We start from the raw sequence: 20,020 nt of genomic DNA on the forward strand, positions 1-20,020 counted from the left end.
TGCTTGCTTTAAACCCGTCCGGTGAACAAACCCGACGATTAACATTTTGATAACCATAAAGCAGGAAATTAGCGGGCTGCTTTCGTTACTTTTAGGGTCTAAAAGGCTTCTGCAAACTGATACCTTACTGCAATAGAAGCTGCTTCTAACCCTAATGTCGTTAAACACGAACTGATCATCGTTCTTATGGATTCCAGACGAGAGTTTTTGAAAAAAGCCGCTTTGTTATCAAGTGTTGCGGGCTTATCAGAAGTGCTACCCGCTTCCATCCAGAAAGCATTTGCCATTGACCCGCAACCCGGCACAACGTATCTGGACGCTGAACACGTCGTGGTTCTGATGCAGGAGAATCGTTCGTTCGACCATACGTACGGAACGCTTCAGGGCGTCCGGGGCTTTAACGACCCCCGCGCCATTGACCTGCCAAACAAAAACAAAGTCTGGCTTCAGAGCAATGCCGCCAACGAAACCTACGCTCCCTTCCGGCTGAACATCAAGGATACCAAAGCAACCTGGATGAGTTCGTTACCGCACTCGTGGGAAAATCAGGTCGATGCCCGCAACGGCGGTCGGTATGATGGCTGGCTGGAAGCCAAAAAGTCGGGCAATAAGGAGTACGCCAAGATGCCGTTGACGCTGGGCTACTACAACCGCGAAGACCTTCCTTTCTACTACGCCCTGGCTGACGCCTTTACGGTTTGCGATCAGAATTTCTGCTCCTCGCTTACCGGTACAACACCAAATCGCTTATTTTTCTGGACGGGCACGCTTCGCGACCCCAAGGACCCGCAGGCTATGGCCAACGTCCGCAACGAAAACGTCGATTACGAAGCGGAAGTCAACTGGACGACCTTTCCCGAACGGCTTGAAGACCTCGGTATTTCCTGGCGCATTTATCAAAACGAGATCAATATATCGACGGGTTTTCAGGGTGAGGAAGATAGCTGGCTGGCTAATTTCAGCGATAACCCCATCGAGTGGTTTTCGCAGCACCGCGTTCGGTTTCATCCCGCCTACTACGCTTACATCCAGCAACAGGAAAAAATTGTCCCGAAACGCATTGAGGCCCTCGAAGCAACGCTTAAAACGCTACCGGAAACCGACAAGGAATACGCCCGAACGAAGCGCGAATTAGCCAGTAAGCAGCACTTTCTGAAACTTATTCAGGCGGATTTGGTCAACTACACCCCGGAGAAGTTTAAACAGCTTTCGCAGCGGGACAAAAATCTGTTCGAGAAAGCGTTTACGACGAACAGCAATGATCCGGATTACCGCACCCTGTCTACGCTTACGTATCAGGATGGAGCGACCAGGCGTGACGTAAAAGTACCAAAGGGTGATGTCCTGCACCAGTTTAGAGCAGACGTAAAAAACCGGAAACTACCAACCGTTTCGTGGCTCGTGGCTCCCGAGAATTTTTCCGATCACCCATCGGCCCCCTGGTACGGAGCCTGGTACATTTCGGAAGTGCTGGACATTCTGACGCAGAATCCCGACGTCTGGAAAAAAACAATTTTTATTCTGGCCTACGATGAAAACGACGGCTATTTTGATCACGTTCCGCCATTTGTTCCGGCTCATCCCGACCAGCCCGAAACAGGTCTGACCAGTAAAGGCATCGATACTCGAACCGAATTTGTTACCCAGGAGCAGGAAAGTAAGCGGCAAAATCACGGTCGAACCGGTCCGATTGGACTAGGCTTTCGGGTTCCGCTGGTGATCGCGTCGCCCTGGAGCCGGGGTGGCTATGTTTGCTCCGAAGTATTCGATCACACCTCGACGCTTCAGTTTCTGGAAACGTTTCTTAGTCATAAGAAAGGCCAGAAGGTTGAAGAGCCGAACATTGGTGCCTGGCGTCGCACCATTTGTGGCGATCTTACTTCGGCGTTCCGACCCTATCAGGGCGAAAAAATCAAACTCCCGACGCCCGTAGCGAAAGACGCTTTCATTGAACACATTCATAAAGCCCAGTTCGCCCCCTTGCCGACGGGTTATCAGGCATTCAGTCCTGAAGAAATCCGGCAGATCAACGCCGATCCGCTGGCGGCAACTCAGCTAACCCGACAAGAGAAAGGGGTTCGCCCCGCCAACGCGCTGCCCTACGAACTATATGCCGACGGGCACACAGCAGGCAACCGTTTCGTCCTGACGCTGGCGGCTAAAAACGACGTGTTTGGCAAACAGGCCGCCGGGTCGCCGTTTCAGGTTTACCCGATTGGCACCAACGATGCAGCGATCCGATCCTACACCGTTGCCCCCGGCGATCAGTTAAGCGACTCCTGGCCGCTCACGGAGCCCTATCACTTGCGCGTGTACGGTCCCAACGGTTTCATGCGTGAGTTCAAAGGAGGGGCTGACAATCCGCCCGTTGCTTTATCCTGCGAGTACGAACGAGACGCCCGGAATCAGTTTACCGGTAATGTGCGGGTTAAACTCACCAACACAGATTCGCAGCGCGCGTATTCGGTTCAACTCGTTGACAATGCCTACCACGCCAAGGCGGAGCAGCGTACACTGGAAAAGGCTGGAACGAAAGGAGCGCAGGCTGTTGTGATCCTGAATTTAAAGAATAGCCACAACTGGTATGATTTCAGTTTGAATGTATCTGGCTTCGCGGCTTTTGACCAACGGTACGCGGGCCGGGTCGAGACGGGCAAAGCAGGCTACAGCGATCCGCTGATGGGTCAGGTTAACTCAGTTTAGACTTTAATTTTTACTTTCTATGACGAACGAACAACCCACCTTAAAGAAAGCCTTAAGACCGATTCACCTCTGGGCGATTGGCGTCGGATTGGTTATATCCGGGGAGTATTTTGGCTGGAATTACGGTTGGGGAGTTGCGGGTACGGTTGGGTTGCTGATTGCAACCCTGCTGATCACCTTACTTTATTTCACGTTTATTTTCAGTTTTACCGAGCTGACCACCTCTATTCCGAACGCAGGTGGGCCGTTTGCGTACGCGCTGAAAGCGTTCGGACCGATGGGGGCGCTGGTTGCCGGATACGCCACGCTGATTGAGTTTCTGTTCGCCACGCCCGCCATTGCACTTGCCCTCGGAAGCTATGTCCACTTTCTGTACCCGTCCATTCCGGTTATCGCAACGTCAGTGAGTTCATACATCCTGTTTACGCTGATCAACCTGCTCGGCATCAAGGAAGCAGCCTGGTTTTCGCTTATCATGACGTTGCTGGCGATTGCGGAACTCCTTTTGTTTATCGGTGTGGTTGCCCCCGATTTCAAATTGGACAACTTCCTGCACAATCCTATGCCTTTTGGCTGGTCAGGTGTTTTTGCGGCCCTTCCTTTTGCCATCTGGTTGTACGTATGTCTAGAAGGCGTCGCGATGGTCGCCGAAGAAGTCAAAAACGAAAAGAACGCCATTGCGAAAGGGTATATTTCGGCCCTGCTCACACTAACGATTCTGGCGCTGGCTGTGATGATTTGCGTCGGTGGTATTGCCGAATGGGAGAAACTAGCCACGCTCGACTATCCGCTACCTGAATCGATTGGGATTGTACTAGGACGCGACAACCCACTGACCAAGCTATTTGCCAGCGTCGGTCTGTTTGGTCTTATCGCTTCGTTTCACGGTATTATTATTAGTTACTCCAGGCAGATTTTTGCGCTGGCCCGTAGCGGCTATTTACCGACGGTTTTAGCAACCGTTAGCGCTCGTCAACAGGTACCGTATTGGGCGTTGCTATTGGGAGCCTTCTTTGGCATTGCGGCACTCTGTGTGCTCGATACCAGCAAACTCGTGATTCTGTCAACGATTGGGGCCGTGGTTGTGTACATAGTCAGTATGCTCGCCCTGTTTAAACTGCGCCGGAGCGATCCGACCCTCAACCGACCCTTCAAAGCGCCGTTTTATCCGGTCTTTCCGGCGGTGGCGCTGCTGCTGGCCGGTATCGCTTTGGCGGCCATGATTTATTTCTACAGTTGGCTGAGTCTGCTGTTTTTTGTCGGGCTAGTCGTCATTGCAGGCTTATTTTACGCTTCGGGTCGGTATGAGAAAAGCAAGCAGGAATGGCGCGTCGACGTGCCCTAAAATACGTTTTCTGAGTACATTACTAACGCAATAGGTATGCTGTATCACTGCACGATCCGGGGCTTCACCTATCGGTTCAAGAACCTAACCGAACTGCTGGCTAAAGCAAGTCCGTTGCGTTCGGGCGATACGCTGGCGGGACTAGCGGCTGAACGTTACGAAGAACGGGTGGCTGCTCAGTTGACGCTGGCTGATGTACCGTTACCTACCTTTCTGAACGAGGCCGTAATTCCGTACGAGTCCGACGAGGTAACCCGGCTGATTTTGGATACGCATGATGCCGACACTTTTTCATCGATCAGTCATTTCACCGTCGGCGATCTGCGCGACTGGCTACTGAGCGACGAGGCCGATACGACGGCACTTCGTCAACTGGCCCCCGGCCTAACCCCTGAGATGGTTTCGGCGGTCTCGAAACTCATGCGGAATCAGGATTTGATCTTGGTAGCGAAGAAATGTGAAGTCGTCACCCGCTTTCGAAATACAGTCGGTTTACGAGGGCACTTATCTGTTCGGCTGCAACCCAATCACCCCATCGATGACGCCAGGGGCATAGCCGCCAGTATGATCGACGGCTTGCTCTACGGCAGCGGTGACGCTATGATCGGCATCAATCCGGCCACCGACAGTCCGGCGGCAACGGCCCGTTTGCTGCACATGATCGACGGTATTCGCGAGCGTTTTTCCATACCAACCCAAAGTTGCGTGCTGAGTCACATAACAACCACCCTGCAACTGATCGAGCAGCAAGCTCCTGTCGATTTGGTATTCCAATCGATTGCCGGTACCGAAAAAGCGAATGCCAGTTTTGGTGTAAATCTTTCCTTGTTGCAGGAAGCCTACGAAGCCGGGCTTTCATTGAAACGCGGCACACTTGGTCAAAACCTGATGTATTTCGAAACAGGTCAGGGTAGCGCGTTGTCGTCGGGTGCGCATCACGGCGTCGATCAGCAAACCTGCGAAGTACGCGCCTATGCCGTCGCCCGCCATTTCAACCCGTTTCTAGTTAACTCGGTCGTTGGCTTTATCGGTCCGGAATATTTGTTCGACGGAAAGCAGATCATCCGGGCAGGACTTGAAGATCATTTCTGCGGCAAACTCATGGGCTTACCAATGGGCATGGATATTTGCTACACTAATCACGCGCAGGCTGACCAGGACGATATGGACACGCTCCTGACCCTGCTTGGCGTAGCCGGTATCAGCTTCATCATGGGCATTCCGGGTGCCGACGATATCATGCTCAACTACCAATCTACTTCGTTTCATGATGCGCTGTACCTGCGCCGGGTACTCGGACTGCGACCAGCGCCCGAATTTGAAGAATGGCTGCTTCGGCAAAACATTATGGATGCGCTGGGAAACCGCTTATCGACGAGCGCTCAGAAACAGTTCTACACGGAGTTGATCGAAGGATGAACGAACCAAAAAAACTACCTGACCAAACCGATGAGTGGCAGCGCCTGAAAGCCTACACAACGGCTCGTATTGCACTGGGCAGGACGGGTATATCCATCCCGCTCCGCGAATCCTTACAGTTTAAACTTGCTCATGCTCACGCCAAGGATGCGGTCTATTCCGGGTTAGCTATCAGCGGCTTACAAGATGCGCTACAAGACCTGAACGTACCCATTTGCCCTGTTCACAGCCGGGCCGAAAACCGCGATATTTACCTGCAACGGCCTGACCTCGGACGACTCTTATGCGACGAATCGGCTCAACTGCTTCAAAACCTGAACGCCCCGCCCGCTGATGTATGCCTAATTATTGCCGATGGGCTGTCGGCCAGCGCGGTGAATACCTACGCTCCGCCGGTTGTCAACATGCTGGTCGAAACGGCCCGGCAGGCTGGCTACACCCTCGCTCCTATCGTGCTGGTCGAACAAGGCCGCGTCGCTATTTCGGACGTCATCGGCCACCTGCTTGGCTCTCGCCTGGCGATCATCCTGATTGGTGAACGACCGGGCCTAAGTTCATTCGATAGTATGGGCGCTTATCTGACCTACGCGCCCCAACCGGGTCTTACGGATGAACGCCGGAACTGTCTTTCCAATATCCGCGATCAGGGATTACCGCCCGCCCTGGCTGTCAGTAAACTGATGTGGCTGATTGATTCGGCTTTTCGGCTGCAACTCACGGGTATAGCGCTGAAAGATACTGACGGTTCGGAAGCCGACCGTTTACCAATCGGGTGACATTCAGGCTTCGAAACGGAACCGACCCCGCCGTTTTTTTGTAATTTTGCGGGATACGTCATTTACTGTGAAAAAAGTCGCCTTTTATACACTTGGCTGTAAGCTGAATTTCTCCGAAACCTCGACCCTTGCCCGTTTGATGGAGCAGCAGGGTTACGAACGGGTGGAGTTTAACCAACAGCCGGATATCTTTATCATCAACACGTGCTCTGTGACAGACAATGCCGACAAGAAATGTCGGAAGATTGTCCGCGAAGCGCAAAAGATCAACCCCGACGGCTACGTGGCTATTCTGGGATGCTACGCTCAATTGAAGCCGAAAGAAATTTCGGAGATTCCGGGTGTAGATGCGGTGTTGGGAGCCGCCGAAAAATTCCGATTGCACGAACTGATGCCGACGTTCGAGAAAGTACCGACCGGTCAGCCTGCGCAGGTATTTAACTCGCCCATCGAAGAAGCCATCGACTACCACGCATCGTATTCGCTCAACGACCGGACTCGTACGTTTCTGAAAGTACAGGACGGTTGTGATTACCCCTGCGCCTACTGTACCATTCCACTGGCACGGGGCAAAAGCCGCTCTGACACGGTAGCGAACGTGGTAAAAGCCGCCCGCGAAATAGCCGATAGAGGGGTAAAGGAAATTGTGCTAACGGGTGTAAATATTGGCGATTTTGGGTTAGTCAACGGTGAGCGGCAGGAAACGTTTTTCGAACTGGTTAAAGCCCTGGATGATGCGAAAGGCATCGAGCGCTTTCGTATTTCGAGTATTGAGCCAAACCTGCTGACCGACGAAATCATTGCCTTTGTTGCTCAGTCGAAGCGGTTCGTCCCCCATTTTCACGTACCGCTGCAATCGGGCAGTAATCGCGTACTAGGCTTAATGCGCCGTCGCTACAAACGCGAGTTGTATGCCGACCGGGTACAGAAAATTAAGGAGTTGATGCCCCATGCCTGCATCGGTGTCGATGTAATCGTGGGCCACCCCGGCGAAACCGAGGAAGCGTTCAAAGAAACGTATCTGTTTCTGAACGAACTGCCAGTATCGTACCTGCACGTGTTTACCTATTCCGAACGGCCCAACACAACCGCCCTTTCGATCAAGCCTGTGGTTCCGGGTCACGTTCGGGCCGAGCGGTCGAAGATGCTGCACATTCTATCGGAAAAGAAACGGCGGGCGTTTTACGATTCGCAGGTGGGTCGTGACGCGACTGTGTTATTCGAAGAAGACATAGCCGACGGTATGATGCAGGGGTTCACCGAAAACTACGTTCGTGTTGTGGCTAAATACGATCCGCTGCTTATCAACGAAACGCTACCCGTTCACCTCACCACCGTTAACGCCGATGGTCTGATGGAAGTCGCCGAAGTAACGTACGCATGAACCAGCGAATAGCGCATTTGACGCTCGTGGTCAATGACTACGACGAAGCCATTGACTTTTACACGCACAAGCTCAACTTTGATCTAATCGAAGATACCGCTCTGAGCGAAACGAAACGATGGGTTCTGGTGGCTCCCAAAGGAACTGCTGGCTGTTGTTTGCTACTGGCAAAGGCCGACAGTGAGGAGCAGAAAAGCCGTGTTGGCAATCAGACGGGGGGCCGCGTGTTTCTTTTCCTGTACACGGACAACTTCTGGCACGACTATACCGCGATGCAACAAGCGGGTATTAACTTCTTGAGACCACCCGTCGAGCAACCCTACGGTACGGTTGCCGTTTTCGAAGATTTATACGGCAATCAGTGGGACTTACTGGAACCAAAGAATATAGATTAAAGCAAAAGAAAGGGGCTTGAAACCTCCATAAAATTCATACGCCATATCTTGGAGATATGGCGTATGAATTTTATGGAGGTTTCAAGCCCCTCTTCGTAAAAAAGGACTTTTATTTGCCCTGCGTCAACTCGCGCTCTTCGTAGGCAAGGCCATACTGTTTCAGCACCTCGTCAGGAACGCCATCCCACTGGTTTGGGACGTTACCCACGTAACCGATATCCTTGATGCCCATCTGGCTGGTGTAAAAACCCGTTGCCGTCAGGTTACGCATCATCGAGAAAAAGGCAGCACCCTGCGTCATGTCCGGCTTCACCTGCTTCGGGTAAGCAATTTGCTCCACGAGGTCAATCTGCTGCGCTTTGGTACACAACACAAACTGTTTGCCGTACCGTTTGACGCAGGTATTGTCCAGCCAGCGAATACCACCACGCATGGGGGTCTGGTTATTCGGCTGATCTTTCATCATAAATTCGATGAAAGCGGGTACGCCCGCCTGCGACGCACTTCCCGACCGCTCATCGGCAGGAATGATGATATCGGACAACACCGTCACCGTCTGTAGTTCGTGGGGCGTAAAGAATTTTTCGGCGTTCAGCTTCGCATCGCGTTCCGCTTCAAATTTCTGCCGGCCACCCGGAATCTTAAGTGGTTTAACGTCCGGTGGAGCGGGCACAGCGGCTTCCACGGGCGAAACTGCCAGACCGAATCCGGCAAGAGAAAAGGCTTTAAGGGTGTCTCTGCGTTTCATGGGTGAAAACGTTAAATGTTTTTCTTCTTGACCTGATCGATAAGGTACTCGGATGTGCGCATGGAACTGGCCAGGATGGTCCAGGTAACGTTCTTGTCGCCCTGCGACGGGAAGGCAGCAGCATCAACGACAAACAGATTTTTTACGTCGTGCGCCTGTTGGAAACTGTTCAGTGCCGATGTTTTTGGATCTTTCCCCATCCGGGCCGTACCCACTTCGTGGATAATTTTACCAGGTGCTTCCAGACCATAGCTGTTCTCAGGACCGGGTTTGTTACCGAGCGCGATACCACCCATTGAATGAATAATTTCTTCGAAGGTATCCTGCATGTGCTTGGCCTGCTTGACCTCGTAATCGGACCACTTGTAGTTGAACCGAAGTACCGGAATACCGTATTTATCGACAACGTTCGGGTCGATTTCGCAGTAGTTGCTTTCGAGCGGGACGGGCTCACCACGACCGGCCATACCAACGTAGGCTCCGTAGAACCGGCGGTAGTCGTCTTTCAGGCCGGCACCGTAGCCACCCGCTGGTTTCATTTTACCGTCGCGACCGGGAATCATGCCGTTGAGCGCTTCAACGCCCCAACCAAATCCGTAGGCAGGCATACCCATACCACCCCAGTATTCGATGTGGTAACCACGTGGGAAATCCAGTTTCTTGTTGTCAAGCCACCAGGGCGTAAAGACGTGCATACCGCCCACGCCGTCTTCGTTGTAGCGTTTGCGGTCCATCAAGGCCGGAACAAACGCCGAACGCGATGCGCCCGTTGAGTCATTGATGTATTTACCAACAACACCGCTGGAGTTGGCAAGGCCAGTTGGGAAGCGGCTCGATTTAGAATTAAGCAGCAAGCGGGCTGTTTCGCCAGCACTGGCAGCCAGCACAACCGTTTTCGCCATGATTGACTTTTCCTGCAACGACAGCGTGTCCACGTAGCTCACGCCCGTCGCCAGACCCGTTGCCGGATCGGTCAGTACTTCGCGGACCATCGCTCCGTTGATCAGCGTCACGTTGCCCGTTTTCAGCGCCGGTTTAACCAATACGGACGACGACGAGAAATCGGCATACGCCTGACACGCCCGACCGCACTGGCTACAGTAAAAGCACTGCCCCCGTTCTTCATTGATCTGTTTGGTCAGGATCGACAACCGCGATGGAATAACCGGAATACCGATGCTCCGTGCCCCTTTCCGAATCATCAGCTCGTGCAGACGAGGCTTCGGCGGGGGCAGGAAAATACCATCGGGTTCGGAAGGCATATTTTCGACCGAGCCGAAAACGCCAATCAATCGGTCAACCCGGTCATAGAAAGGTTTGATATCATCGTAGCCGATCGGCCAGTCTTCGCCAACACCGGTCATGCTTTTACGCCGAAAATCGTCGGGAGCAAACCGAAGCGAAATCCGACCCCAGTGGTTGGTACGTCCGCCCAGCATCCGGGAACGGAACCAGTGGAACTCGGTGCCTTTCGCCGTTGTATAGGGTTCACCTTCAATATCCCAACCGCCCCATGCGGCATCGAAATCACCGAACGCACGCGTCGTTCCAGCACCACGGCGGGGCGATTCCCAAGGCCATTTCAGTTGCGTAATGTACTTGGGATCAGCGGGGTCAAAGTAACCACCAGCTTCCAGCAACACGACTTTAGCCCCCGCTTTAGCGAGCGTATAGGCAGCCATGCCACCACCAGCACCGGAGCCGACTATAGCTACATCGTACTGAGCTGGGGCTTTTTTAATCTGAAAGGGGTCCATGCAAAAATGTTGAGGTTATTATGAGTACTCTAAAAAATAGCCTAAATATACACTATAAAGAGCAAAAATGGTGCTTGATACCCTTCTAATTGGTTAGTCGAATAAATACCAATCGACACCGAAAGCAAAACTTCGACGCATGGCCAGATAATCAGGGGCGACAAAGTAGCCGGGTTGAAATACTCCCTGGTTAGCGTGGGTAAGTTTTACGAACAAGCGGGTCCGGTTGACGCGTAGATTGGCGAAAAGATCCGCTAACACGTATCCTTCTACTTTCTTTTCATTCTGAACATAAAACTGCTGCGTAACGGGCATGTACGCATCCGCATAGTAGGGCGATTTGTAATGCAGATCCACTCCGATCTGAATGTACAGTACCTTGGCGTAAAGCAGTTCGTACTGGAACCGAGCATTCATAAAAAACGGAGGTGTCCGCAGTACATCTCTACGTGATTGAACCGTGTAGTACGCCTGACCCGACGCCAGAAACTTACCCACTTCGAAGTGGTATCCGAGTCCTGTTCGCAACACACTAAATGATCCGTTAAGCTGACGGACTACAGCCGCCGTATCGAAATAGATGTAGTTGCTGAGCAGGTAATAATCGATTCCGGGCTGTATCAGTAATTTTTTGTAACGAAGGTTAAGCTTGCCGTATGCGTGGTTGTAGCCCCTTAGATTAAAATTGTTTCGCCAGAAGAAAATATGACTTTGAAAGCGCTCCTGCAATAGCGTTGGATTCGCAAATATAGACGAGTAGCCAGCCGTCAAGTACTTGCTCTCAAACTGCCCCTGCAACCGATAACCTCCGCCAACCTGATACTCGGCCTCCGCCGTTACCTGCGACAGGCTGTCCGGGAAATAATAGCCTAGCCACCCACCCAGAAACGTTTCAGTCCGACGGGTTTCGTATTCATTTTCGTTCGCCCCCGATGTATTGTAGCGTGTGTATTGCCCGTAAATCCGGTTGCGGAGGTAAGCCCGGTAATTGAACGCCGATCCACGACGGTCGTAGATTCCTTTCAGCCCAAACTGGTTTTCGACCAACCGAAACCGGGCATCCTGATAAACCGTGGATGTATCACCTAGGATAGTGGGGTAGAACGCATAATTGGCCTGCAAGTACTCATCGTGGTACGAGTTCTTGTGGCGATTGTAGTCGAGCCGCTGGTAGATCTGGAACCCTTGATCGAGAACATACTGGTGGTATATGTGCCAGTCGTTGCGAATTTCGTTGCCGCGAGGCCCGAGAGCGGATGACGTAGCGGACGCGGAACCGTTCGTTAAAAGCGCATCACCCGTGTAAGCGTAGTCATTCCGGCTTCCGTCAAGATTTGTTCCAGGTAATACCCCCCCCTGCTCTTCGACGCTGTGGTTCATATTGATGAAGTGCGCGAGCAGGGTGTACTTTTCGTTTTTAGACTGGTAGTTGGTATGCCCCAGAAAACCCCAGTTCTGGGCCAGTAGTTTCGTCGGATCGTTAGCGCCACTGGTTCCAAATTGCTTCTGCGACGTAAATCGCTGGGCGTTGAATCCTACGTTCCAGCGGGGGGTTATGTTCTGCGCAAAATCGAATCGGAGAATGTTTTGGTTACGCCCGCCCAAAGCCAGATACATATCGGTAAATGGCGACTTGGTATTGAAATATTTCACCTGCATGGTCTGGTACGCATAAGGCGAAAAAACGGAATAGCCCGTTTGCGCACCGAGTTGCTGCGGTACCGGCACAAACACGTTTCGCATCGGCGTTCCCAGATTACCTAAATCCTGGTAAAGATTTTGCGCCCGCTGGACGTACAAAAACCGGTGCGCGTCATCCATGGTCGTATCCATGGTGTAGAGCTTCTTCCGGTTATTAAAAATATCGTCTTCCAGTATGTAGCGGGTCGTCTTGGGTCCGTAGATAACCCGGGTTGAGTCGTCGATACCGCCGAAGCTACCACCAGTAGCGCTTCCCGGACTTGTTGTTTGCCCAAACCCACCCTGGCCAAATCCGCCCGGCAATTGCGTTGCACCCGGAAACTGCTGCGCCCGACCAATGACAGCCAGCCCTATCAAAAAGAACAGAAAAAGTACGCTTCGATTCATTAAGTCAAAAGTACGCCAAAACCGCCGGATGGCCGGAACGGAAGTCCCTCGGTTAAGGATTTTTAAGGAGAATATTTTTTAGAATACCGTCAAATTCGGCTTCATAGCCGGATAAGAACGCCATTTCAACGGGCAAATAATATAAAGGTAGCCGAAGTCGTTCCTCGTCGGTTAGCAACGCGTCGATCTTCACCCAGTCTTTTTCGGTTGTCAGCAACCCATCAACAGCACTTAAGGATTGAGTCAGCCGATCAAGTTCGGCACGGGTATATGCATGGTGGTCGCCAAAACGATGGTGTTTCTCCATCGAAAATACCTGTCGAACGTACGTTTCTAGCGGAGTTGCGTTGGCTAGACCAGAAACGAGCACGACTGATGACAGTTTGTCGGTAGCCTTATGCGTAGCGAACGATGTAGGCTGGCCGTATTGCAACCGAGAAAAAAGGACTGGCGTCTTCGGACGGGTGTATCGCAGAATAGCCCTTCTGATAGTCTCCTGTTCGTCTTTGGAAAGGGTATCGGGGCATTTAGTAACGATCACGACATCGGCCCGCCGAGCTCCGTGCCGACGTTCGCGCAGACGCCCCGCCGGAAACGGATGATCGGTGTAAAACAATCGATTGTAATCCGTCAGCAGCACGTTCAGTTGTGGCTGTACGGCCCGGTGCTGAAACGCATCATCAAGCAGAATTCGCTTTGTTTCGGGGTACTGGGCCAAAATTTGCTGAATGGCATCAGCTCGGCGCTCGCCCACAAACACACGCACCCAACGGGCAAATTTTCGATACAGTTGCAGAGGTTCGTCACCGATGGTTTCGGCGGTGTCCTGGTTGGTAGCCTCCCGAAATCCTTTGGTGCGACGACCGTACCCCCGGCTTAACGTAACCGATTCGAAGTGATTATTCGCGTCTTTTGGTAGGTGCCGTTTAATCAAATATTCGATCATGGGTGTTTTGCCCGTGCCGCCAACGGTCAAATTCCCCACGGCGATAACGCAGGAATCCGCTTCAAAACTGCTGTATAATTTACTATCGTACAACCAATTACGGGCATCCGTAATCAATCCGTAAATACTACTAAAAGGTAAGAGAGGTAAGTTGGCGGCCAATTGCTTCGCTAATAATTTCGTAACATTGCCTTTATTGAGCAGTCAAAAGTAGTACTTTTAGGCTTGTGAACCCCCGCCATACCGTACGGTACAATGAGTCTAAAAACCGACTACCTGAAATACATTCTGCATTTTCGCTTTGAAGCGGGTACGTCGCGTGGTATTCTTACGGAAAAAACATCCTACATCATTCGCTTATTTGACGACGAGAATCCGGCGGTTGTCGGCTATGGCGAATGCGGCCCACTGAAAGGACTAAGCTACGACGACCGGGCTGATTTTGAGGAACAATTGGCTCAAAACTGCCAGGAGTTCAATAATCTGGATTTGCAGCTCTTTAGCTGGAACGTTCCCATTGTGCTCAACCAGCTCATCAGTCCTCAGTTTCCGAGCATTTTATTTGGTTTCGAAACGGCCATGCTCGATTTTTTATCGGGCGGTCAACACGTTATTCTCGAAAACGAGTTTGCCAGCGGCCATCGTTCATTACCCATCAATGGCTTAATCTGGATGGGCAGTCCTGAGTTTATGCGGCAACAGATCGAAGACAAACTGCGGGCCGGATACACGACCCTCAAGCTGAAAATTGGCGCTATCGATTTTGAGCAGGAATGTGATCTGCTGGCAATGATCCGCGAACGCTTCACGCCCGAGCAGATTACGTTGCGGGTAGATGCCAACGGCGCGTTTAAGCCCGAAGAAGCCATGAAAAAGCTCGAACGGCTGGCTACTTACGCGCTTCATTCGATCGAGCAACCCATTCGAGCGGGTCAGCCCGACTTAATGGCTGATCTCTGCCAACATTCTCCCCTGGCGATTGCCCTTGACGAAGAACTGATCGGCCAGATGGAGTATGTTCACAAGTTTCGGTTGCTGAAAAAGATTCAGCCGCAGTACATTATCCTCAAACCGACCCTACTGGGGGGTATGCGCCACTGCGACGAATGGATCGAACTGGCCGGACGACTCAATATTGGCTGGTGGATAACGTCGGCGCTCGAATCCAACATTGGTCTGAACGCCATCGCTCAGTACACGGCGCAGTTCAAGAATCTTATTCCACAGGGGCTGGGTACAGGACAACTGTATCACAACAACGTCGATAGTCCGCTAACGATCGAACAGGGGTATCTGCGGTACGATTCATCCAAACCCTGGGACTTCGCCCAATTGGCCAGCAGCAGTATCCAATCACGGTAAAGCGTCGCAATCTTTTTAGACTGTTCGTTCTTGCTGTGATCCGATTAAAGGGCTAGACCCAATCAACTCCTTTCCGCAGCAAGCTCAGCGTACGTTCTTCTTGGCTGCCTGGTTCGGGTCTGAAATCATACGTCCAGTTGGCCTGTGGTGGCATACTCATCAGGATAGATTCTGTACGGCCATTCGTTTCAAGGCCAAATTTAGTCCCCCGGTCCCAGACCAGATTGAACTCGACGTAGCGGCCCCGACGTAGCAGTTGCCACTGTTTTTCGCGCTCACCAAATGGCAGGTCACGATTCTGACGCATGAAGTGGGTATAGATGGGAGCAAACGCATTGCCGACATCCTGAACAAAGGCAAACAATTCAGCTTTGTGGCTTGCATCGGCCGGTTTCAGGTAATCGAAGAAAATGCCGCCAACTCCGCGTGTTTCCTGCCGATGCGGAATGAAAAAGTAATCGTCGGCCCAGGTCTTAAACTTAGGGTGATAAGCTGGATCATGTCGGTCACAGACGGCTTTCAGGTGTGCATGAAACCAGCGCGCGTCTTCATCAACAACGTAGTGGGGTGTTAAGTCAATACCTCCACCGAACCAGCTCTGCCCGGTACTCATTTCAAAATAGCGCACATTCATGTGGATGATGGGCACCATCGGATTTCGTGGATGTAGCACAATTGAAACGCCCGTTGCGTAAAATTCGGCAGGCTCGGTCAGGTTCAGCGAGCGTAACGTCGCTTCAGTAGCGGCACCCTGAACCGCCGAAAAGCCGACGCCCCCTTTTTCAATGACAGCTCCGTCGGCTATTGTACGCGAACGGCCTCCGCCACCACCGGGCCGTTCCCAGGCATCTTCGCGAAACTGACCCATGCCATCCGCATCCGCCAGCGCCTGACAGATACGGTCCTGTAGATCCGTAAAAAATGCAGTAATTGTTTCTCGGGTAATCAGTTGTTCCGACGTCATAGTAAACGCAAAGATACGACAGGATTATTCGGCAAGCTTCAGCGCAAAACGTACAGGTCGGGATTTGTCGATCATAATCAGCAATCCCTGTTCGGCGAGCTGACGTAATAATTTACCCGCCCGATAATCCGAAATGTTGATCAATTTGGCGAATCGGTCAGCCGTGATGTCGTCGTTTTTGCGGAGATACTGAATCAACGTCCGGGCAGTAGTCGATTTAAGCAAATCTGGCGTTTCTGCCGTTTCCTGGGTGATGATCAATTTATTCGTCGGGACCGATTTATCCTTTGCCCGGACATAAATTGTTCGTTGCCCTAACTCATTGATCGCGTAATGGGGCTTTTCGTCACTTTCGGCAACGCGCACCACCAAAACAATCCGTCCGTCAGGGCGCAGCACCTCATAACTCACCGTCAGTCCAGGCTCGATAAGCCGATCTGAAGCTTCTTCTATTTTGTAAACTTCTCTTATTTCAGAAGGTACGCCAACTATTTTTCCATCGTCAGCAATTCCAATCAACAACGTGCCACCCGATGTATTGGCGAAGGCAGCCAACGTCCGGGCAATGCGGTAGGCCGACGATAAGGATCGTTTGAATTCTAAGCGCGTGTTTTCGCCTTGTGCAATAAGATCGTCGAGATCATTCCGAGTCATAACTAACTAACAAAAGGATCGGGCATATGGCTATATAGATCGAGACTTTTGCGTAAATATAGTTATCCTAACGAATCAAATGTTGTCGTTTAAACGCGCCGGATTACTTTACCGGCTCTATATGTAATTCTGAAATGAAGATATGGGCTTAGCACCACTGCCAGGTTTAGAAATCAGATTTTATGGGCTAAGATGGATTAGTAAGGCTATGAATTCTATTCGTTATACTCGCATCTATATACTCAGCAATTGATTGACTTTCTCTTTATCTACCTACTTCTCTGACGCGTAACCTTTTTGGGATTTTATATTCCCCCGCAAACAATTACTGGCTACGGGGGAATAGTCTTATTTATTCTTCACTGGCTTTAGGCTTACGGCCACGTGGCTTGCCGGTATAAGCAGGCTTTGGAGCCTGGTCTTCTAATTGTAGCTCATACCCAACTACGCCTTCTTCGTAATCAAATGGCTTAACGGTGAAAACATATTTTGAATTCGAGTAATCGATTCCACCTTTCTGCAGAATAATCGGCAGGGAAATGCTATAACTTTTTGCCGCTTTTTCCAGCTCGAACGTTCCTTCCTGCTCGTCGGTAACCGGAATTACGTATAGTGATTTTATTTTTCGCTTTCCTTCCTGAGTTCCGATTCTAAACTGAGCAGTTTCAGGATCGAAATCTAATTGCGATATGGATTTGGCGGGAAAAACAAGTTTACCGGCGGTTGATATATATCCCGTTACTGGTGCTACTTTTTTTGCTTTTTTCTCTTTAGGCGTACTATTTTCCTGGGGCGAGAAGAACCTAATTTGGGCTGCTTTCATGAAGATTTCTTGTTTAACATGGTCCTACTAGAACTTAAGCGCGAATATACAGTTCACAATTATATAAAAAATATAGGCTAGGATCAATTTGCCGTTTTATTTACATGAACAGAGCGCTACACATTGAATTAAGTACAGTTATTTTTACACAGTACAAATAACAAAAAAAGCATTTTCACTAATTCATCCCTACTATTCTTCTTACTACTAATACTATATCCCTTCCTATAAGCGAATAAATGAACGAGTTTCTTAAAATGGGTTATAAAATAAAGCAGGACTAAATAGATAATAATGATCCTAAAGTAGTGTTCTATTTTTGCAAGATTCTATTCTATTTTCTATTCATAGCATGAATTTATCGATAGTATATTTACTTTTTACGGCCAGGAGTATATAAAAAAAGGAGTACTTGTTAATAAGTTAGTACCTGTTTCACCACAATACTTGTAACTAAATTTCAACAAACCTTTGCATTCGTCGTTAGCCTTCCAATGTCTTCTAAAGAAAAGATGTTCTTCTAAACTTAATTATTACCCCGTTAGGCTAATCATATGTTTTAATAGCTAACTAGGTTATCATTTTATTTGAATCAGCGGGTAACAATCTCGAAATGCGGAATTGATGGTTGCCTTGCGTCTCCTTATAGCTAATGGACAGTTCGTAACTATCGCAGATTTGTTTAACGATTGCTAAACCAAGTCCGATGGAATCCGTTCCGGTTCCTTCTTTTTTAAATCGTTCAAAAAGTCGTTGTGGCTCCGAAACCAGCGTCCCTCCTGTATTTCTCAAACATAAGAATTCATTGCTCGAATCCAGTTCAATAAAGCCCCCGGACTGGTTATGTTTTATGGCATTATTTACCAGATTCGTCACCAGAATATCAGCCAAAGCAACTGGCAGTTCCGCTTCAAACGAATCATGCGAGCAAATATGAACCGTCAGTTCCTTGAACGACAGTACCTCTTCCATATCCTGCAATTTTTCGACGAGCAACTGGGATAAATCGATGAGTTGGATGCCCTGAAACTGATGATTTTCAATTTTCGACAACAATAACAATCCCTGATTTAAGCGTACGATGCGCCGGGAAGCTTCATAGATTGTTTGTATCCAGTGCGTTTGTATCTCGGTTAATTGTTCGCTCTGGATCAGTTGCTCTACTTTAGCATTGATCAAAGCGAGTGGCGTTTGCATCTCGTGCGATGCGTTCTCCGTAAATTCTTTTAAACTTTGGTAATCCTGCCGCATCTTATCGGCCATTTTTTGCAGCACTTCGTTCAACTCATTGAATTCTGTTATTTCGGATGTAGCCAGTTGCAAAGGAGCCTCACTATTTAAATTGAAATGTTTGATGCGCGACAACGTATTATAGAATGGAAGCCAGATTCGACCGGATAACTTTCCCTGAAACCAGAACGTCCCTATTAACAACAAGCCCAAAAATGTAGCCATTGTAAACGTTACGGCTTCAATAAGTCGGTACGTTTGAATTAGCGATTTTCGAATAGATACCCGGTGAAGCGTTCCGTGGATGGGCACGTAGAATGTAAGCTGTCGAAACGGAATTAGCTCGTCGTCATAGCGGTTTTGAATCAACGTATCAGCAAAAAAGGCTCGCCTTGACGTGGGCGGTTGACTCACCGGCGCAACCTCAATTTTATTTTCGACAAAATAAGGACTGCTCGACCAGGTGTTATGAATACGAACGTACGTTTCGAAATCGCGTCGTTCGATCTGCAATCGGCTTTCTACTTCGTCATAAATCAAATAGCGAATGATCTGGTAGAAAGCCAGCGCCGTCAGTAGATAAATAACCAGCGAGAACGCCAGATAAATGCGATTGGTTTTAGCGAGCAGTTTCACGATTGACTAAATTTATAACCGATACCATAGATCGATTGTACGTAATCGGCAGCTCCTTTTTCAATCAATTTCCGACGCAGATTTTTGATGTGCGAATAAACGATATCAAACGAATCCGCCGAATCGATGTTGTCACCCCACAAATGCTCGGCAATAGACGCTTTTGTGAGCGCAACGTCGATATTTGACAAAAAATAAAGTAACAAATCGTATTCCTTCCGCGACAAAGTCGTAAGCTGATGGTTAACGTAAACCTTCCGGTTTTGCGGTACGACGACGATCTCCTGAAAACGAATTTCGGTATGCCCGCCAAACTGTCTACGTCGCAGCAATGACTTCACTCTGGCGTTTAATTCGGAGAGATGAAACGGCTTAGTCAGGTAATCATCCGATCCGATTTCCAAACCTTTCAATTTATCTTCCAGCGCGTTGCGGGCAGAAATAATAATAATTCCTGTCGTAACAACCAGTTGCTTCAGCGTTTGAATGATCTGAAAGCCATCGCCCCCCGGTAAGGTTAGATCAACGATAACACAATCGTAGGTATAGAGGTATATTTTTTCGTCGGCCTCCTGCACGGTCGTGGCTGTTTCACAGATGTATCCTTCCTTTTCCATGTAATCGGTGATACTTTCAGCCAACCCTTTTTCATCTTCAACTACCAGAATTTTCATACGACTGCTTAGCGAAATAGTACACGAAAATAGCCGCCAATTCTGGAAAGAATTTGGAAGTTTTCGACGTTACTTTATACCAATCAACCTTTTATAGACTATGGGCACAATATCCT

General features: G+C 49.9%; 16 protein-coding genes. 7 read left to right on the top strand and 9 right to left on the bottom strand.

The window, feature by feature from the left end:
* The first annotated feature begins 186 nt into the window (after window positions 1–186).
* The 6 genes from LQ777_RS14890 (at window position 187) to LQ777_RS14915 (ending at window position 8,022) form a co-directional block, all read left to right on the top strand.
* Window positions 187–2,703: a phosphocholine-specific phospholipase C gene (locus LQ777_RS14890; protein WP_232558719.1), complete on the top strand. Its 2,517-nt coding sequence runs from the start codon at window positions 187–189 to the stop codon at window positions 2,701–2,703.
* A gap of 19 nt (window positions 2,704–2,722) precedes the next feature.
* The gene (gene eat / locus LQ777_RS14895) at window positions 2,723–4,048 is read left to right on the top strand and encodes an ethanolamine permease (protein ID WP_232558720.1); all 1,326 of its coding nucleotides are present in this window, start codon (window positions 2,723–2,725) and stop codon (window positions 4,046–4,048) included.
* A 36-nt stretch (window positions 4,049–4,084) separates the two neighbouring features.
* Window positions 4,085–5,467 carry an ethanolamine ammonia-lyase subunit EutB gene (locus tag LQ777_RS14900; RefSeq protein ID WP_232558721.1) on the top strand — a complete coding sequence of 461 codons (1,383 nt, stop codon included), beginning with the start codon at window positions 4,085–4,087 and terminating at the stop codon, window positions 5,465–5,467.
* Window positions 5,464–6,243: an ethanolamine ammonia-lyase subunit EutC gene (gene eutC / locus LQ777_RS14905; RefSeq protein WP_232558722.1), complete on the top strand. Its 780-nt coding sequence runs from the start codon at window positions 5,464–5,466 to the stop codon at window positions 6,241–6,243. The genes LQ777_RS14900 and eutC overlap by 4 nt, the downstream gene beginning before the upstream one ends.
* A 67-nt stretch (window positions 6,244–6,310) precedes the next feature.
* Window positions 6,311–7,627 (top strand): tRNA (N(6)-L-threonylcarbamoyladenosine(37)-C(2))-methylthiotransferase MtaB, encoded by a 1,317-nt coding sequence (gene mtaB / locus LQ777_RS14910; RefSeq protein ID WP_232558723.1) that lies wholly within the window; start codon window positions 6,311–6,313, stop codon window positions 7,625–7,627.
* The gene (locus LQ777_RS14915) at window positions 7,624–8,022 is read left to right on the top strand and encodes a VOC family protein (RefSeq protein WP_232558724.1); all 399 of its coding nucleotides are present in this window, start codon (window positions 7,624–7,626) and stop codon (window positions 8,020–8,022) included. The genes mtaB and LQ777_RS14915 overlap by 4 nt, the downstream gene beginning before the upstream one ends.
* A gap of 109 nt (window positions 8,023–8,131) precedes the next feature.
* Here the strand turns inward: LQ777_RS14915 and LQ777_RS14920 are convergent, their stop codons facing one another.
* The 4 genes from LQ777_RS14920 to lpxK all read right to left on the bottom strand — a co-directional run bounded on the left by LQ777_RS14920 (window position 8,132) and on the right by lpxK (window position 13,723).
* Window positions 8,132–8,770 (bottom strand): gluconate 2-dehydrogenase subunit 3 family protein, encoded by a 639-nt coding sequence (locus LQ777_RS14920; protein WP_232558725.1) that lies wholly within the window; start codon window positions 8,768–8,770, stop codon window positions 8,132–8,134.
* Window positions 8,771–8,781: 11 nt separating this feature from the next.
* On the bottom strand, window positions 8,782–10,527 hold the full coding sequence (locus LQ777_RS14925; protein ID WP_232558726.1) for a GMC family oxidoreductase: 1,746 nt from the start codon (window positions 10,525–10,527) through the stop codon (window positions 8,782–8,784).
* Window positions 10,528–10,620: 93 nt separating this feature from the next.
* Entirely contained in the window at window positions 10,621–12,615 is a 1,995-nt protein-coding gene (locus LQ777_RS14930) for a putative porin (protein WP_232558727.1), read from the bottom strand.
* Window positions 12,616–12,667: 52 nt separating this feature from the next.
* Window positions 12,668–13,723 (bottom strand): tetraacyldisaccharide 4'-kinase, encoded by a 1,056-nt coding sequence (lpxK, locus tag LQ777_RS14935; protein WP_232558728.1) that lies wholly within the window; start codon window positions 13,721–13,723, stop codon window positions 12,668–12,670.
* Window positions 13,724–13,816: 93 nt separating this feature from the next.
* On the opposite strand from lpxK, the gene LQ777_RS14940 reads away from it, so the two are divergent.
* Window positions 13,817–14,923 carry an o-succinylbenzoate synthase gene (locus LQ777_RS14940; protein WP_232558729.1) on the top strand — a complete coding sequence of 369 codons (1,107 nt, stop codon included), beginning with the start codon at window positions 13,817–13,819 and terminating at the stop codon, window positions 14,921–14,923.
* 52 nt (window positions 14,924–14,975) lie between these two features.
* On the opposite strand, the gene hemF is transcribed toward LQ777_RS14940, so the two are convergent.
* The 5 genes from hemF to LQ777_RS14965 form a co-directional block, all read right to left on the bottom strand.
* A complete protein-coding gene (gene hemF / locus LQ777_RS14945) occupies window positions 14,976–15,887 on the bottom strand; it encodes an oxygen-dependent coproporphyrinogen oxidase (RefSeq protein WP_232558730.1) in 912 nt (303 codons plus the stop codon).
* 24 nt (window positions 15,888–15,911) lie between these two features.
* Window positions 15,912–16,541, bottom strand: coding sequence for an AlbA family DNA-binding domain-containing protein (locus tag LQ777_RS14950; RefSeq protein WP_232558731.1), 630 nt, complete (start codon window positions 16,539–16,541; stop codon window positions 15,912–15,914).
* A 352-nt stretch (window positions 16,542–16,893) separates the two neighbouring features.
* Complete coding sequence (locus tag LQ777_RS14955) at window positions 16,894–17,364, bottom strand: hypothetical protein (RefSeq protein WP_232558732.1); 471 nt, start codon at window positions 17,362–17,364, stop codon at window positions 16,894–16,896.
* A 570-nt stretch (window positions 17,365–17,934) separates the two neighbouring features.
* Window positions 17,935–19,230, bottom strand: a complete 1,296-nt coding sequence (locus LQ777_RS14960; protein ID WP_232558733.1) for a sensor histidine kinase — start codon at window positions 19,228–19,230, stop codon at window positions 17,935–17,937.
* Window positions 19,227–19,904 carry a response regulator transcription factor gene (locus tag LQ777_RS14965; RefSeq protein WP_232558734.1) on the bottom strand — a complete coding sequence of 226 codons (678 nt, stop codon included), beginning with the start codon at window positions 19,902–19,904 and terminating at the stop codon, window positions 19,227–19,229. The genes LQ777_RS14960 and LQ777_RS14965 overlap by 4 nt, the downstream gene beginning before the upstream one ends.
* Window positions 19,905–20,020: the final 116 nt, after the last annotated feature.

The organism is Spirosoma oryzicola (assembly GCF_021233055.1).
GTDB lineage: Bacteria > Bacteroidota > Bacteroidia > Cytophagales > Spirosomataceae > Spirosoma > Spirosoma oryzicola.

Bases quoted from the DNA above. Each gene is read 5' to 3' on its own strand.
- LQ777_RS14955 (WP_232558732.1), bottom strand. From the start codon at position 17,364: ATGAAAGCAGCCCAAATTAGGTTCTTCTCGCCCCAGGAAAATAGTACG.
- LQ777_RS14965 (WP_232558734.1), bottom strand. From the start codon at position 19,904: ATGAAAATTCTGGTAGTTGAAGATGAAAAAGGGTTGGCTGAAAGTATC.
- LQ777_RS14890 (WP_232558719.1), top strand. From the start codon at position 187: ATGGATTCCAGACGAGAGTTTTTGAAAAAAGCCGCTTTGTTATCAAGT.
- LQ777_RS14920 (WP_232558725.1), bottom strand. From the start codon at position 8,770: ATGAAACGCAGAGACACCCTTAAAGCCTTTTCTCTTGCCGGATTCGGT.
- LQ777_RS14930 (WP_232558727.1), bottom strand. From the start codon at position 12,615: ATGAATCGAAGCGTACTTTTTCTGTTCTTTTTGATAGGGCTGGCTGTC.
- LQ777_RS14900 (WP_232558721.1), top strand. From the start codon at position 4,085: ATGCTGTATCACTGCACGATCCGGGGCTTCACCTATCGGTTCAAGAAC.
- eat (WP_232558720.1), top strand. From the start codon at position 2,723: ATGACGAACGAACAACCCACCTTAAAGAAAGCCTTAAGACCGATTCAC.
- LQ777_RS14940 (WP_232558729.1), top strand. From the start codon at position 13,817: ATGAGTCTAAAAACCGACTACCTGAAATACATTCTGCATTTTCGCTTT.
- hemF (WP_232558730.1), bottom strand. From the start codon at position 15,887: ATGACGTCGGAACAACTGATTACCCGAGAAACAATTACTGCATTTTTT.
- eutC (WP_232558722.1), top strand. From the start codon at position 5,464: ATGAACGAACCAAAAAAACTACCTGACCAAACCGATGAGTGGCAGCGC.
- LQ777_RS14915 (WP_232558724.1), top strand. From the start codon at position 7,624: ATGAACCAGCGAATAGCGCATTTGACGCTCGTGGTCAATGACTACGAC.
- LQ777_RS14925 (WP_232558726.1), bottom strand. From the start codon at position 10,527: ATGGACCCCTTTCAGATTAAAAAAGCCCCAGCTCAGTACGATGTAGCT.
- LQ777_RS14950 (WP_232558731.1), bottom strand. From the start codon at position 16,541: ATGACTCGGAATGATCTCGACGATCTTATTGCACAAGGCGAAAACACG.